The sequence below is a fragment of the Streptomyces sp. NPDC043176 genome (genome assembly GCF_056436715.1).
The window spans coordinates 55,200-69,463 of the sequence record NZ_JBWKCA010000020.1 but is presented as its reverse complement, the minus strand read 5'-3'; the positions used below and the strand labels follow the sequence as shown (position 1 = coordinate 69,463).

Below are 14,264 nucleotides of genomic sequence, written 5' to 3'. Positions count from 1 at the left end.
TCACGCCTCCTTCGCGTCGACGGGGGCGTGGGCACGGCGGGTGCGGCGCAGCGGCGGCTTGGCACCGAGCCGCTTCGGGTCCAGACCGGACCACGGGTGGCCGTTGCCGAAGAACTTGGTCCGCGCCAGGAGCGTCATGACCGGCTTGGTGAAGAGGAAGACCACGACGACGTCGAGCAGGGTGGTCAGGCCGAGCGTGAACGCGAAGCCCTGGACCTTGCCGACGGTGACGACGAAGAGCACGGCCGCGGCCAGGAACGACACGAAGTCGGAGACCAGGATCGTGCGGCGGGCGCGCGGCCAGGCGCGCTCGACGGCCGGGCGGAGCGTGCGGCCCTCGCGGAGCTCGTCGCGGATGCGCTCGAAGTACACGATGAACGAGTCCGCGGTGATGCCGATGGCGACGATGGCGCCGCAGACGGCCGGCAGGTTCAGCGCGAAGCCGATGGCCGGGCCGAGCAGGGCCATGATCACGTAGGTGAGGAGCGCCGAGACGCCGAGGCTGAGGATGGCGATCAGCGACAGGCCGCGGTAGTAGGCGACCAGGTAGATGATGACCAGCGCGAGGCCGATGGCGCCCGCGATCAGGCCCGCCTCCAGCTGGTCGCCGCCGAGGGCGGCGGTGACGGTGTCGACGCTCTGCGTCTCGAACGTCAGGGGCAGGGCACCGTAGGACAGGATGTTGCCGAGGTCCTGCGCCGTCTGCTGGTTGAAGTTGCCGGAGATCTCCGCGCTGGCGCTCAGCGTGGTGCGCACCGACGGGGCCGAGACGACCTCGCCGTCCAGGACGATCGCGAAGCGGTTCTGCGGGTCGGTCTGCGCCGACAGCTTGCTGGTGATCGCCTGGAACTTCTTCGCGCCCGCGTCCGTGAAGTCCATGGTCACGATCCAGATGCCGCGCTGCGGGTCGAGGACGCCCTTGGCGTCGTCGACGTCACGGCCTCCGACCTCGGCCGGGCCGAGGAGGTACTTCGACCACACGCCGGGCTCGTCCTCGCCGCACGCGACGGTGGGCTGCTCGGCCTTGACGCCCTGGCCGGCGGCGGTGCGCTGCTTGGGGTCGAGGCAGTTCAGCGCGGTGAACTTCTGCTCCAGCGCCGCGGTGGCGGGGTCGGGCTTCGGGGTCGCCTGGGGGGTCCCGGTGGCCGTCGGCTTCGTGGAGGCCGAGGAGCTCGCGGTGGGCGTCGGGCTCGGGGCCTTGAGGGCCTCGGTGAGCGCGCGGCCCTGGGTGGAGGCGGTGGCCGTCGGCGTGGCCGACTTCTCGCCCGCGGTGGCACCGGTGGAGGCGGACGGCTTGGCCGAGGGAGAACCCGAGGGCGTGGCGCTCGGGGCCGCCTGCGGCGCGCCGTTCGTCACGGCGAGAACGGGCCGGAAGTAGAGCTGGGCGGTGGTACCGACCTGCTCACGGGCCTGCTTCTCGTTCGTCCCGCGAGGAATGTTGACGATGATGTTCTCGCGGCCCTGCGTCTGGACCTCGGCCTCGGAGACACCCAGACCGTTGACACGGCGCTCGATGATGCCGACCGCCGTGTTCATGTTGGTCTCGTTGACCGCCGACTCCTGGCCGGGCTCGGCCTTCGCCTTGAGCGTGATCGACGTACCGCCGGCGAGGTCGATGCCGAGGCGCGGGGTGGTGTGCCCCGACCAGAACATGCCGCCGGTGAGCGCGACCATGGCGATCAGGATGAGTGCCAGGGCGCGGCCCGGACGGCTCTGTCCCCCCGCCGGCCTTCGGCCCTTCTTCGGTGCTGCCACCTGTCGTATCTCCCTGTCCAACCGTCCCGCGCCGGGTGTGCGCGGGACGGCCACGAAGTGTGTGTGGGGACCTGCCCCCGCAGACGTGGAACCGTTCCGGGGACCGCGCTCGCCTGTGGGCGTGCGCGCGGTCCCCGGCCGCGACTACTTCGCGTCGGTCTCGCCCTCGGCCTTGCCGTCCTTCCGGACCTCGGTGCCGTCCTCGGCCGCGTCCGACTTCTTCGTCAGATCGGCCTTCGGCGCCTCGTCGGTCTTCTCCGTGCCCTCGGCGTCGGCGGCCTCGGTCAGCGAGGAGGCGTCGTCCGGGACGACGGTGTCGGAGCCGGACTCCTCCTCGTCGCCGTGGACGATGCGGTTGTACTCGGAGTCCTCGAGGACCGCGCCGATCGCGTTCTTCGCGTAGACGGCGTGCACGCCGGGAGCGACCTCGAGGAGGACGGTCTCGTCACCGATCTCCTTGACCGTGGCGTACATCCCCCCGATCGTGCGGATGCCGGTGCCGGGCTGCATGTCGTCGCGCATCTGCGCCGCCGCCTGCTGCTTCTTCTTGGCGGAGCGGGTCATCAGGAACATGGCCCCGATGAGGACGATGAAGGGGAGGAGGGTCACGATGTTCACGGGACGGGTTTCCTTCGCATGGTCGCGGAGAACCCGCGGCCTGATCTTCGGGGGTGGGCGCGCCGACCGGAAAGGGCGGCATCGGCGGAGTCTAGGCGAGTCCGCATCGATGGAACAACGTCCAGCATCGCACCCTGGTTCCGGTCCGGGCGAGTGTCGGCACCGTCACGCCCCGAAGAGCCCCTGTTGTCCGCTTCCGTGTGCTCCCGGGCCCGCTGCCTGCGGCGGAACCAGTCCGAGGTGCGCCCACGCCGCCGGAGTCGCGACCCGGCCACGGGGCGTACGGGCCAGTAGTCCTTCGCGTACGAGGAAGGGTTCGGCGACCTCCTCGACGGTCTCGCGCTCCTCCCCCACGGCGACCGCGAGGGTGGACAGACCGACCGGTCCGCCGCCGAAGAGCTTGAGCAGCGCCTCCAGGACGGCGCGGTCGAGGCGGTCGAGGCCGCGGCCGTCGACCTCGTACACCCTGAGGGCGGCCTCGGAGATCTCCCGGGTGATCGCTCCGTCGGCCTTGACCTGCGCGTAGTCGCGGACGCGGCGCAGCAGCCGGTTGGCGATGCGGGGGGTGCCGCGGGAGCGGCCGGCGATCTCGGCGGCGCCGGCCGGGTCGATCTCGACGTCGAGGAGTCCGGCGGAGCGGTGGATCACGCGCTGGAGCTCGGCCGGGTCGTAGAACTCCATGTGCGCGGTGAAGCCGAACCGGTCGCGCAGCGGGGGCGGCAGGAGCCCGGCCCGGGTGGTGGCGCCGACCAGCGTGAAGGGCGGGAGTTCCAGCGGGATGGCGGTGGCGCCCGGGCCCTTGCCGACGATGACGTCGACGCGGAAGTCCTCCATCGCCATGTAGAGCATCTCCTCGGCGGGCCGGGACATCCGGTGGATCTCGTCGAGGAAGAGGATCTCGCCCTCCTGGAGGGAGGAGAGGATCGCGGCGAGGTCGCCGGCGTGCTGGATGGCGGGGCCGGAGGTGATGCGGATCGGGGCGTTCATCTCGGCCGCGATGATCATCGAGAGGGTCGTCTTGCCGAGGCCGGGGGCTCCGGAGAGCAGCACGTGGTCGGCGGTGGCACCGCGCTGGCGGGCGGCCTTGAGGACCAGGTCGAGCTGCTGGCGGACCTTCTCCTGGCCGACGAACTCGCTGAGGTCCTTGGGGCGCAGGGCCGCCTCGACGGCCTGGTCGTCCCCTTCGGCGGAGGCGCCGACGATGCGCGCCTCGGCCTCGGGTGCCTCGGCGGTGATGTCGTCGTCCCAGTTCACGGTGATGCCTTCTCGTTCGTACGGTCTGGTCGGCGGGGCAGCGGCGGGTGGCTCAGCGGGTGCGGTTGAGGGTCTGCAGGGCCGCGCGGAGCAGCTGCGGCACGGGGGCGGCGCCGGTCTCGGCGAGGGCGGCCTCGGCCTGCGGGGTGACGGCGCTGACGGCCTCCTCCGCCTCGCGGCTCGCGTAGCCGAGGCCGATCAGCGCGGCGGAGAGCTGCTCGGTCCACGGGGCCGGGCCGGACGCGGCGGCACGCTGGGCGCCGACCAGGCCGCTGCTGCCGAGCGGGGCGCCGAGCTTGTCCTTCAGTTCGAGGAGGAGTTTCTGCGCGCCCTTCTTGCCGATGCCGGGGACGGCGGTGAGGGCCTTCTCGTCGCCGGTGGAGACGGCCAGGCGCAGGGCGTCGGGGCTGTGCACGCCGAGCATGGCCTGGGCGAGGCGGGGGCCGACGCCGCTGGCCGTCTGGAGGAGTTCGAAGACCTGCCGCTCGTCGTCGTCGGCGAAGCCGTACAGGGTGAGGGAGTCCTCGCGGACGACCAGGGAGGTGGCGAGCCGGGCCTCCTGGCCGATCCTCAGCGCGGAGAGCGTGTTCGGCGTGCACTGGACGGCCATGCCCACGCCGCCGACCTCGATCACGGCGGTGGTGGGGGCGAGGGCGGCGACCGGGCCGCTGACGAAGGCGATCATCGGTTTCGGCCTTTCACTGCGGACGTCTGTTGGGCGACCGCCTGCTGGAGACGGTTCTGGGCGACGGCCTGCTGGAGGCGGTTCTGCGCGGGGGACCGCCAGATGTGACAGATGGCGAGGGCGAGCGCGTCGGCGGCGTCGGCGGGCTTGGGCGGGGCGGAAAGCCTCAGGAGCCGGGTCACCATGGCTCCGACCTGGGCCTTGTCGGCGCGTCCGCTGCCGGTGACGGCGGCCTTGACCTCGCTGGGGGTGTGCAGGGCGACGGGGATGCCGCGGCGCGAGGCGCAGAGCATGGCGACCGCGCTGGCCTGGGCCGTGCCCATCACCGTACGGACGTTGTGCTGGCTGAACACCCGCTCGACGGCGACCAGGTCGGGAGAGAAGCGGTCGAGCCACTCCTCGATGCCGCGCTCGATGCCGACGAGGCGCACGCCGATGTCCGCGTCCGCGGCCGTCCGCACCACACCGACGCCGAGCATGGTCAGGGGCCGTCCGGCGACGCCCTCGACGACGCCGACGCCACACCGGGTGAGACCGGGGTCCACCCCGAGTACACGCACTGTGCCCCTCCCTTTCGCAAGTCTGTTTGTGCAGGCTATCGGGTGGCACTGACAACACAGCGGGCCGACGGGGTGTGTCCCGTCGGCCCGCTGTTCGGAAAGACCGCGATCAGGCGTCGACCTTGGCCATGACCTCGTCGCTGACGTCGAAGTTGGCGAAGACGTTCTGCACGTCGTCGCTGTCCTCCAGGGCGTCGATCAGCTTGAACATCTTGCGCGCGCCCTCTTCGTCGAGCTCGACCTGCATCGTCGGAACGAAGCTCGACTCGGCGGAGTCGTAGTCGATGCCGGCCTCCTGGAGGGCGGTGCGGACCGCGACCAGGTCGGTGGACTCGCTGATGATCTCGAACGACTCACCGAGGTCGTTGACCTCCTCGGCACCGGCCTCGAGCACCGACTCCAGCACGTCGTCCTCGGACAGCTCGCCCTTGGGGAGCACGATGACGCCCTTGCGGTTGAACAGGTACGAGACAGAGCCCGGGTCGGCCATGGAGCCGCCGTTGCGGGTCATGGCGACGCGCACGTCCGAGGCGGCGCGGTTGCGGTTGTCGGTGAGGCACTCGATGAGCACCGCGACACCGTTCGGGCCGTAGCCCTCGTACATGATCGTCGCGTAGTCGGCACCGCCGGCCTCGAGACCCGCACCGCGCTTGAGCGCGGAGTCGATGTTCTTGTTCGGAACCGACTGCTTCTTGGCCTTCTGAACGGCGTCGAAGAGCGTCGGGTTACCGTCCAGGTCGGCACCACCGGTCCGGGCCGCGACCTCGATGTTCTTGATCAGCTTCGCGAAGAGCTTGCCGCGCTTGGCGTCGATCACGGCCTTCTTGTGCTTCGTCGTAGCCCATTTAGAGTGGCCGGACATCTGCCTGTCTCCTTCGCGTAACCCATTTCTGAACGAACCCCAGAGATCCTACCGGGATCGGATCAACCCGAAGCGCGCACCATGTCGACGAACAGGGCGTGAATCCGGTGGTCCCCCGTGAGTTCGGGGTGGAACGAGGTCGCGAGGGCGTTGCCCTGCCGTACGGCGACGATGTGACCGCCGTGCTCGGCCAGGACCTCGACCTCGGCACCGACGGACTCGACCCACGGGGCGCGGATGAAGACGCCCTCGACGGGGCCGTCCTCGACGCCCGTGACGGTGACGCCGGCCTCGAACGACTCGTTCTGCCGCCCGAAGGCGTTGCGGCGGACGATCATGTCGATGCCGCCGAAGGTCTCCTGGCCCGAACGCGGGTCGAGGATCTTGTCGGCCAGCATGATCAGACCGGCACAGGTGCCGTAGACCGGCATGCCCGCGGCGATGCGCTCGCGGAGCGGCTCCATGAGGCCGAAGAGCGCGGCCAGCTTGGAGATGGTGGTGGACTCACCACCGGGGATGACCAGGCCGTCGACCTCGGCGAGCTCCTCGGGGCGCCTCACCGGCCTGGCCACGGCGTCAGCCGCGGCCAGGGCGATCAGGTGCTCCCGTACGTCGCCCTGGAGAGCCAGGACACCAATCACGGGAGAGGCGTTCATCGGTGCTTACCAGCCCCGGTTGGCGTAGCGCTCGGACTCGGGGAGGGTGTCGCAGTTGATGCCGACCATGGCCTCGCCCAGGTTGCGGGAGGCGTCCGCGATGATCTTCGGGTCGTCGTAGAAGGTGGTGGCCTTCACGATGGCGGCGGCGCGCTTGGCCGGGTCGCCCGACTTGAAGATGCCGGAGCCGACGAAGACGCCCTCGGCGCCGAGCTGGCGCATGAGCGCGGCGTCGGCCGGGGTGGCGACGCCACCGGCGGAGAACAGCACGACCGGCAGCTTGCCGAGCTCGGCGACCTCCTTGACGAGCTCGTACGGGGCGCGCAGGTCCTTGGCGGCGGCGAACAGCTCGTTGTTGTCGAAGCCGCGCAGCCTGGCGATCTCGTTCTTGATCTGGCGCAGGTGGCGGACGGCCTCGACGACGTTGCCGGTGCCGGCCTCGCCCTTCGAGCGGATCATGGCCGCGCCCTCGGCGATGCGGCGCAGGGCCTCGCCCAGGTTGGTGGCGCCACAGACGAAGGGGGTCGTGAAGGCCCACTTGTCGGAGTGGTTGACCTCGTCGGCCGGGGTCAGGACCTCGGACTCGTCGATGTAGTCGACGCCGAGGGACTGCAGGACCTGGGCCTCGACGAAGTGACCGATGCGGGACTTGGCCATGACCGGGATGGACACCGCACCGATGATCTCCTCGATCATGTTCGGGTCGGACATGCGGGCCACGCCGCCGTCCTTGCGGATGTCCGCGGGGACCCGCTCCAGGGCCATGACGGCCACGGCGCCGGCGTCCTCGGCGATCTTCGCCTGCTCGGCGTTGACCACGTCCATGATCACGCCGCCCTTGAGCTGCTCGGCCATGCCGCGCTTCACACGGGCGGTGCCGGTCTCGGGGGACTGGGGGGAGGGGGAAGGCGTGGTGGACACAAGTACCTCACTCGTGACAACAGCGATTGACGACAAGAGTGAGGAAACAGTCCACCTGCGGTCCACAGCAAGGGCCAATGTGGACCCGGTGGATCGTTTTCGCAGGTTACGGGGCGTCAGGCCGGACGATCGGCAAGGGCCACCGGCGGCTCGTCGTCCATTTCGAAGGCCAGCGGGAACGGCGCGTGGCCCGCCAGCCGGAACCACCGGACCTTGCGGTGGCGGCGCAGCGCGCGGGCCGCCCGCACCGCGTCGTTGTGGAAGCGCCGGGCCATCGGCACCCGGCGCACGGCCTGCGCGAGCTCCCCCGCCGCCTCCTCGCCGCCCGGGGCCTCCCGTACGAGCTCCACCTGCTCGGGCTCCCCGAAGACGGCCCGCAGCGCCTGGCTCAGCTCGCTCTCCGCGACCTCCCGGTGGTCCTCCTCCGCCTGCCGGGCCGCGTGCGCGGCCTCGTACAGCACGATCGAGGCCGCCGGATCCAGGACGCCCGAGGTCGCGAGCTCCTGGGTGACCGAGGCCCGGCGCAGAAGCTGCGCGTCCAGGGCCGCGCGGGCCGCGTCGATGCGCGCGTGCAGCCGGTCGAGCCGCCCGGCGGTCCAGCTCAGGTAGACGCCGATGAAGATCAGCGCGACGACGGTCCAGATCACGGTTTCCATCACGGGCGCACAGGCTACCGGGCGGCGGCCCGCACCCCCCGCCGCGCGGACCTTCGCCCCCCGCCGCGTGTTCCCGCGCCTGCTGCCGCGTGGGCTCGCGCCCGCTGCCGTGGGGGCTCGCGCCCGCTGCCGCGTGGGCCTTCGCCCCCGCCCCGCGTGGGCCTGCCCCGCCTGGGCTGCCGCCCGCCCCCGCCACGTGGGCCTTCGCCCACCGCCGTATGGTCCCGTGCCTGCTGCCGCGTGGACCTTCGCCCCGTCCCGCGCGGGCCCGCGCCCACCGCCGTGTCGACCTCCGCGCCTGCTGCCGTGGGGGCTCGCGCCCGCTCCCGTGGGGGCCTTCGCCCCCGCCCCGTGGCCTTCGCCGCACCCGCCCGCCGTGTGGGCAATCGTCCCGCTGGGCGGGACGGGTGGGCACACGGGACGGCGCCCCTTGGCAGCGCCTCCGCCCCTTGTGCCTGGGCCCGCACTCACAGTCCGGTGCGCACCGGGTGCGGGTCCGGGCGCGGAAGCCTAGGCCCGGCACGGGGCGCCGTCCGTTGTGCCCACCCGTTCCGCCCCAGCGGAACGATTGCCCACAACGGGGGCGGAGGCACGGCGGTGGGCACCGCCCAGCGGAACGAGGGCCCACAACGCACGGGGGCACCGCCCCGACGGAACGACTGCCCACAACGGGCGGGGCGGGGGGCACCGTCCCGGTGAAGCGAGGGCCCACAACGGGCGGGGCGGGCGCGGCCCCCGTGGAACGGACGCCTACGACGGGGTGCGGGCGGGGGTCAGAGGCCCAGGCGGGCTCGGAGGCCGACGCGTTCGTCGGTGTCGACCGCGGCCGCCCCGTCCGCGACGGTCTCGTACACCGCGAGGATGTCCGCCCCGACCGTGGACCAGTCGAAGCGGCGCACATGGGCGGAGCCCCGAGCGCCGAGTTCGGCGCGGCGGCCCGCGTCGCCGAGGAGGCGGACGGCTGCGGAGGCCAGCGCGTCGGCGTCCTCGTTGGCGAAGAGCTCGCCGGCCGCGCCCTGGTCGAGGACCTGGGCGAAGGCGTCGAGGTCGGAGGCGAGGACGGGCGCGCCGGCCGACAGCGCCTCGACGAGGATGATGCCGAAGCTCTCGCCGCCGGTGTTGGGCGCCACGTACACGTCGACGCTGCGCAGCAACCGGGCCTTGTCCTCGTCGCTGACCATGCCGAGGAACTCCACCCGGGAGCGCATGTCGGCCGGCAGGGAGGCCACCGCCTCCTCCTCGTCACCGCGGCCGGCGACGAGGAGCCGTGCCTCGGGCCGTTCGGTGAGGATGCGGGGCAGGGCGCGCATGAGGACGGGCAGGCCCTTGCGGGGTTCGTCGATGCGGCCGATGAAGCCGAGGGTCCCGCCCTGCCATTCCTTCTTCGGTTCGGCGCGGGCGAAGAAGTCGACGTCGACGCCGTTGGGGATGACGACCGCGTCGCCGCCGAGGTGCTCGACGAGCGTGCGCCGCGCGTACTCGCTGACCGCGATGCGGGCGCTGATCTTCTCCAGGGCGGGCTGGAGGATCGGGTACGCGGCGATCATGGCCCGCGAGCGCGGGTTCGAGGTGTGGAAGGTGGCCACGATCGGTCCCTGCGCCGCCCAGCAGGTGAGCAGCCCGAGGGAGGGCGAGGTCGGTTCGTGGATGTGGACGACGTCGAAGGTGCCGTCGTGCAGCCAGCGGCGCACCCGCGCGGCGGAGAGGAAGCCGAAGCTGAGCCGGGCCACCGAGCCGTTGTAGGACACGGGTACGGCCCGGCCGGCGGAGACGACGTACGGCGGCAGCGGGGTGTCGTCGTCGGCGGGGGCGAGGACGGACACCTCGTGACCGAGCCGGATGAGGTGCTCGGCGAGGTCGCGGATGTGGAACTGCACGCCGCCCGGCACGTCCCAGGAATAGGGGCAGACGATCCCGATCTTCACTTCTGCCGCTCCTCCCCGCGCCCGGCCGAAGCACCGGACCCGCCCGAAGCCCCACGCCCCGCCGAAGCCCCGGACCCGGGTCCGGACCCGGCCCCGGCAGACGCTCCGTCCTTCGCCGAAGCCCCGGACCCCGGCGTGTCGCCGCGTTCCTCCAGGTCGGCGAGCCAGAGGCGTTGGAGCATGTGCCAGTCCTCGGGGTGTTCCGCGATGCCGGCGGCGAAGGCGTCGGCGAGGTCCTGGGTCATGGCGGAGGTCTTCTCGGCGCGGGTGCCGGAGTCGGGGAGGCCGACGGGCGGGTGGATGCGGCCGCGCATGACCGCGGAGCCGTCGTACCAGAGGGTCACCGGCAGGAGGAGCGCGCCCGTCTGCTGGGCGAGGATGGCGGGGCCGGCGGGCATGCGCGCCGTGTCGCCGAAGAAGCTGACCTCGATGCCGGAGGCGGAGAGGTCGCGGTCGGCGACGAGGCAGACCAGGCCGCCCGCCCGCAGCCGCCGGGCGAGGGTGCCGAAGGCGGAGCCGCCGGTGTGCGGCAGGACCTCCATGCCGAGGGACTCGCGGTAGGCGACGAAGCGGTCGTAGAGCGACTCGGGCTTGAGCCGTTCCGCCACGGTGGTGAAGGGCAAGCCGAGCGAGCGGGTCACCCAGACGCCCGCCAGGTCCCAGTTGGCCAGGTGCGGCAGGGCGAGGACGACGCCGCGCCCGGCGGCGAGCCCCTCCTCCAGGTGGTGGCGGCCCTTGATGTCGACGGACCGCTCGACCCGTTCCCTGCTCCAGGTCGGCAGCCGGAACGACTCCATCCAGTACCGCATGTACGAACGCATGCCGGCCTGCGACAGCTCGGCGAGCCGCTCGGGCGTGGCGTCGGGCACCACGCGCGCGAGGTTGGACTCGAGGCGCAGGACGCTCTTGCCGCGCCGCTTCCACGTCAGGTCGGCGATCCGGCGGCCGAGGCCCGTCGCCACCGGCTCCGGCAGCTTCTTCACGGTCGCCCATCCGAGGCCGTACAGGCCGTCGCTCAGTCGGTCCTTCAGTGCGCTCATGATGCCGACCCGCCCCCCTGGGCAGCCGCGGCGGCGTCCGCCTCGGCCGATTCCCGCCGTACCGTCACGACCCGCTGTCCCAGGGTCACCGCGCTGCCGACGGCCACGATCCACAGGGCGACGGGCAGCAGCACCTGAACGCCGGGCACGCCGAAGGCGTGCAGGCCGCTGAGGCCCGCGGCGACCAGCGAGATGACGAGCCGCTCGGCGCGTTCGATCAGGCCGTTGACGGCGACCGGCAGGCCAATCGATTCGCCACGGGCCTTGGTGTACGAGACGACCTGGCCGCTGGCGAGACAGAAGATGGCCACGGCGCACAGCACGTTGTCGTCGCCCTTGCCCGCGTACCAGAGGGCGAAGCCGCCGAAGATCGCGCCGTCGGCGACCCGGTCGAGCGTCGAGTCGAGGAAGGCGCCCCATCGACTGGAGATCCCCGCCTGCCGGGCCATGTTGCCGTCGACGAGGTCGGAGAAGACGAAGAGGGTGATGACGATCGTGCCCCAGAAGAACTCTCCGCGGGGGAAGAAGATCAGTGCGCCGGCCATCACCCCCGCCGTGCCGATGAGCGTGACCGCGTCGGGGCTGACGCCCCGGCGGAGCAGAAACGCGGCGAACGGCGTGAGGACACGCGTGAAAAAGGCACGCGCGTACTTGTTCAGCATGGCCTTCCCGAGGTTCGGTGGGCCGCGCGGCCCCTGCGACCACCGGCTCGCCCATCGTAGCCACGCGTGTCCCGGCGATGCGGCGGGCACCCGTCCCCGCCGCGTCGGGGTCCCCCGGCGGGCCCGTCCGTGTACGACGTATGGACGCGTCCCTGCGGTGGTGCAAAGCTCGAAGGACCACCGCGGGCACCGCAGGAGCAGTACCGCGACACACCACTCCCCCGCGCCCGCGTCCCGCCGCACCGTGCGAGCAGCCGGGAGGAACACATCATGGGTGACAAGGCGAACACGCCCGCCGGGGCCGCCGGCAGGGCTCCGACGGCCGACCGGCCCCAGGCAGTGCGCAACGTGGTGCTGGTCGGCCACAGCGGATCGGGCAAGACGACCCTGGTCGAGGCCCTCGCGCAGACCGCGGGGGCGCTCAACCGGCCCGGGCGCGTCGAGGACGGCGCCACGGTCTCGGACTACGACGAGATCGAGCACCGCCAGCACCGCTCGGTGCAGCTGTCCCTCGTACCGGTCGGCTGGGACGGCTACAAGATCAATCTGCTCGACACCCCCGGATACGCCGACTTCGTCGGAGAGCTGAGGGCCGGTCTGCGCGCGGCGGACGCGGCCCTCTTCGTCGTCTCGGCCGCCCAGGAGGCCGACGCCGTCGCCGCTTCGACCCGTATGGTCTGGGAGGAGTGCGCCGCCGTCGGGATGCCCCGCGCCATCGTCGTCACCCACCTCGACACCGCCCGCACCGACTTCACCGAGCTCACCGCCGTCTGCGCCGACCTCTTCGGCCGCGACGACCCCGACGCCGTCCTCCCGCTCTACCTGCCGGTGCGCGGTGCCGAAGGCGCCGACGGTCACGCGCCCGCCACCGGCCTCGCCGGCCTGCTCTCGGAGCGGATCTTCGACTACTCCACGGGGGTGCGCCGGGAGGACGCGCCCGACGAGGCGCAGCGGGAGCTGATCGCGGAGGCCCGCGGGCGGCTCATCGAGGGGATCATCGCCGAGAGCGAGGACGAGTCCCTCATGGACCGGTACCTCGGCGGCGAGGACATCGATCTGAAGACGCTCGTCGACGACCTGGAGAAGGCCGTCGCCCGGGGCGCCTTCCACCCGGTGCTCGCGGCCGCGCCCGCCGCCGACGGCGGCACGCAGGGCCTCGGCACCCTCGAACTCCTCGAGCTGATCACGGGGGGCTTCCCCTCGCCCCTGGAGCACGAGCCGCCGGCCGTCACCACTCCCGACGGACAGCCCCGCCCGCCGATCACCTGCGACCCCGACGGCCCGCTGGTCGCCGAGGTCGTCAAGACCGCGGCCGACCCCTATGTGGGCCGGATCTCGCTGGTCAGGGTCTTCTCGGGCACCCTGCGCCCCGACGAGACCGTGCACATCTCGGGCCACGGCCTCGCCGACCGGGGACACGAGGACCACGACGTCGACGAGCGGGTCGGCGGCCTGACCTCCCCCTTCGGCAAACAGCAGCGCCCCCAGCAGCAGTGCATCGCCGGAGACCTGGCGTGCGTCGCACGACTCGGCCGCGCCGAGACGGGCGACACGATCTCCGCCAAGGACGAACCGCTCCTCATGGAGCCCTGGAGCATGCCGGAACCCCTGCTCCCGCTCGCCGTCGAGGCCCACAGCAAGGCCGACGAGGACCGGCTCTCCCAGGGCCTCGCCCGGCTGGTCGCCGAGGACCCGACCCTGCGCCTCGAACAGAACCAGGACACCCGGCAGGTCGTCCTGTGGTGTCTGGGCGAGGCCCACCAGGACGTCGTCCTCGAACGCCTCCGCGGCCGGTACGGCGTGCAGGTCGACGCCGTCCCGTACAAGGTGTCGCTGCGCGAGACCTTCGGGGCGCCCTCCTCCGGCCGCGGTCGGCACGTGAAGCAGTCGGGCGGCCACGGCCAGTACGCCATCTGCGAGATCGACGTCGAACCGCTGCCCGCGGGCAGTGGCATCGAGTTCGTCGACAAGGTGGTCGGCGGCGCGGTCCCCCGCCAGTTCATCCCGTCCGTCGAGAAGGGGGTACGGGCCCAGGCGGCCCGCGGCGTCGCCGCCGGCCATCCCCTCGTCGACGTCCGGATCACCCTGCGGGACGGCAAGGCCCACTCGGTGGACTCCTCCGACGCGGCCTTCCAGACGGCCGGCGCGCTCGCCCTGCGCGAGGCGGCCGCCGACGTGCCCGTCCACCTCCTGGAGCCGGTCGCCGAGGTCCAGGTCCTCGTCCCCGACGAGTACGTCGGGCCGGTCATGAGCGACCTGTCGGGGCGGCGCGGCCGGGTCGTCGGCACCGAACAGGCCGGCCCGGGACGGACCGTGGTGCGGGCCGAGGTGCCCGAGATCGAGATCGGGCGGTACGCGATCGACCTGCGTTCGGTCTCGCACGGCACCGGACGGTTCGACCGCGCGTACGCCCGGCACGAGCCGATGCCGCCGCACCTGGCGGAGAGGATGCGCGAACAGTCCTGAAGAAGGCCGCAGGTCGACGCGAACAGGCCTGAGAAGGCCGCAGGTCGACACGAACAGGCCTGAAGAGGCTCCTGGTCGACGCGAACAGGCCTGAAAGCACTCCTGGTTGACGCGGCGACAGCGCCGCACGTCCGCCCGGCACGGGCCGGGCGGACGTCATTCGGCCGTCGACACCCACAGGCAGTGACGCATCCGCCGGTACCC

The 14,264-nt window shown here is 72.3% G+C and carries 13 protein-coding genes; 1 reads left to right on the top strand and 12 read right to left on the bottom strand.

The genetic code is table 11. The features are described 5' to 3' along the window. The 12 genes from secD to pgsA form a co-directional block, all read right to left on the bottom strand. Nucleotides 1-1,755, bottom strand: a complete 1,755-nt coding sequence (gene secD / locus AC067A_RS28105) for a protein translocase subunit SecD (protein WP_479245271.1) — start codon at nucleotides 1,753-1,755, stop codon at nucleotides 1-3. Between the two features lie 144 nt (nucleotides 1,756-1,899). Beyond that, nucleotides 1,900-2,373 carry a preprotein translocase subunit YajC gene (gene yajC / locus AC067A_RS28100; protein ID WP_479245270.1) on the bottom strand — a complete coding sequence of 158 codons (474 nt, stop codon included), beginning with the start codon at nucleotides 2,371-2,373 and terminating at the stop codon, nucleotides 1,900-1,902. A gap of 165 nt (nucleotides 2,374-2,538) precedes the next feature. Then, the gene (ruvB, locus tag AC067A_RS28095; RefSeq protein WP_479245269.1) at nucleotides 2,539-3,627 is read right to left on the bottom strand and encodes a Holliday junction branch migration DNA helicase RuvB; all 1,089 of its coding nucleotides are present in this window, start codon (nucleotides 3,625-3,627) and stop codon (nucleotides 2,539-2,541) included. Nucleotides 3,628-3,679: 52 nt separating this feature from the next. Further along, nucleotides 3,680-4,312: a Holliday junction branch migration protein RuvA gene (gene ruvA, locus AC067A_RS28090; protein WP_479245268.1), complete on the bottom strand. Its 633-nt coding sequence runs from the start codon at nucleotides 4,310-4,312 to the stop codon at nucleotides 3,680-3,682. Next, nucleotides 4,309-4,872, bottom strand: coding sequence for a crossover junction endodeoxyribonuclease RuvC (gene ruvC, locus AC067A_RS28085; RefSeq protein ID WP_479245267.1), 564 nt, complete (start codon nucleotides 4,870-4,872; stop codon nucleotides 4,309-4,311). The genes ruvA and ruvC overlap by 4 nt, the downstream gene beginning before the upstream one ends. Nucleotides 4,873-4,981: 109 nt before the next feature. After that, a complete protein-coding gene (locus tag AC067A_RS28080; protein WP_367820379.1) occupies nucleotides 4,982-5,734 on the bottom strand; it encodes a YebC/PmpR family DNA-binding transcriptional regulator in 753 nt (250 codons plus the stop codon). 62 nt (nucleotides 5,735-5,796) lie between these two features. Beyond that, the gene (gene pdxT, locus AC067A_RS28075) at nucleotides 5,797-6,390 is read right to left on the bottom strand and encodes a pyridoxal 5'-phosphate synthase glutaminase subunit PdxT (protein WP_479245266.1); all 594 of its coding nucleotides are present in this window, start codon (nucleotides 6,388-6,390) and stop codon (nucleotides 5,797-5,799) included. A 6-nt stretch (nucleotides 6,391-6,396) separates the two neighbouring features. Further along, nucleotides 6,397-7,311, bottom strand: coding sequence for a pyridoxal 5'-phosphate synthase lyase subunit PdxS (gene pdxS, locus AC067A_RS28070; protein ID WP_317874515.1), 915 nt, complete (start codon nucleotides 7,309-7,311; stop codon nucleotides 6,397-6,399). Nucleotides 7,312-7,427: 116 nt separating this feature from the next. Then, entirely contained in the window at nucleotides 7,428-7,970 is a 543-nt protein-coding gene (locus AC067A_RS28065) for a hypothetical protein (protein ID WP_479245265.1), read from the bottom strand. A gap of 770 nt (nucleotides 7,971-8,740) precedes the next feature. Next, entirely contained in the window at nucleotides 8,741-9,892 is a 1,152-nt protein-coding gene (locus AC067A_RS28060) for a glycosyltransferase family 4 protein (protein ID WP_479245264.1), read from the bottom strand. Next, entirely contained in the window at nucleotides 9,889-10,932 is a 1,044-nt protein-coding gene (locus tag AC067A_RS28055; RefSeq protein WP_479245263.1) for a phosphatidylinositol mannoside acyltransferase, read from the bottom strand. Before AC067A_RS28055 ends, AC067A_RS28060 begins: the two co-directional genes overlap by 4 nt. Continuing rightward, complete coding sequence (pgsA, locus tag AC067A_RS28050) at nucleotides 10,929-11,594, bottom strand: phosphatidylinositol phosphate synthase (protein WP_479245262.1); 666 nt, start codon at nucleotides 11,592-11,594, stop codon at nucleotides 10,929-10,931. The genes AC067A_RS28055 and pgsA overlap by 4 nt, the downstream gene beginning before the upstream one ends. 270 nt (nucleotides 11,595-11,864) lie before the next feature. On the opposite strand from pgsA, the gene AC067A_RS28045 reads away from it, so the two are divergent. Then, entirely contained in the window at nucleotides 11,865-14,060 is a 2,196-nt protein-coding gene (locus AC067A_RS28045) for an elongation factor G-like protein EF-G2 (RefSeq protein ID WP_479245261.1), read from the top strand. The last annotated feature ends 204 nt before the right edge of the window (nucleotides 14,061-14,264 follow it).

Excerpts from the sequence above, each read along its gene's own strand:
- ruvA (WP_479245268.1), bottom strand. The coding sequence starts at position 4,312 with ATGATCGCCTTCGTCAGCGGCCCGGTCGCCGCCCTCGCCCCCACCACC.
- AC067A_RS28080 (WP_367820379.1), bottom strand. The coding sequence starts at position 5,734 with ATGTCCGGCCACTCTAAATGGGCTACGACGAAGCACAAGAAGGCCGTG.
- pdxT (WP_479245266.1), bottom strand. The coding sequence starts at position 6,390 with ATGAACGCCTCTCCCGTGATTGGTGTCCTGGCTCTCCAGGGCGACGTA.
- AC067A_RS28055 (WP_479245263.1), bottom strand. The coding sequence starts at position 10,932 with ATGAGCGCACTGAAGGACCGACTGAGCGACGGCCTGTACGGCCTCGGA.
- pgsA (WP_479245262.1), bottom strand. The coding sequence starts at position 11,594 with ATGCTGAACAAGTACGCGCGTGCCTTTTTCACGCGTGTCCTCACGCCG.
- AC067A_RS28045 (WP_479245261.1), top strand. The coding sequence starts at position 11,865 with ATGGGTGACAAGGCGAACACGCCCGCCGGGGCCGCCGGCAGGGCTCCG.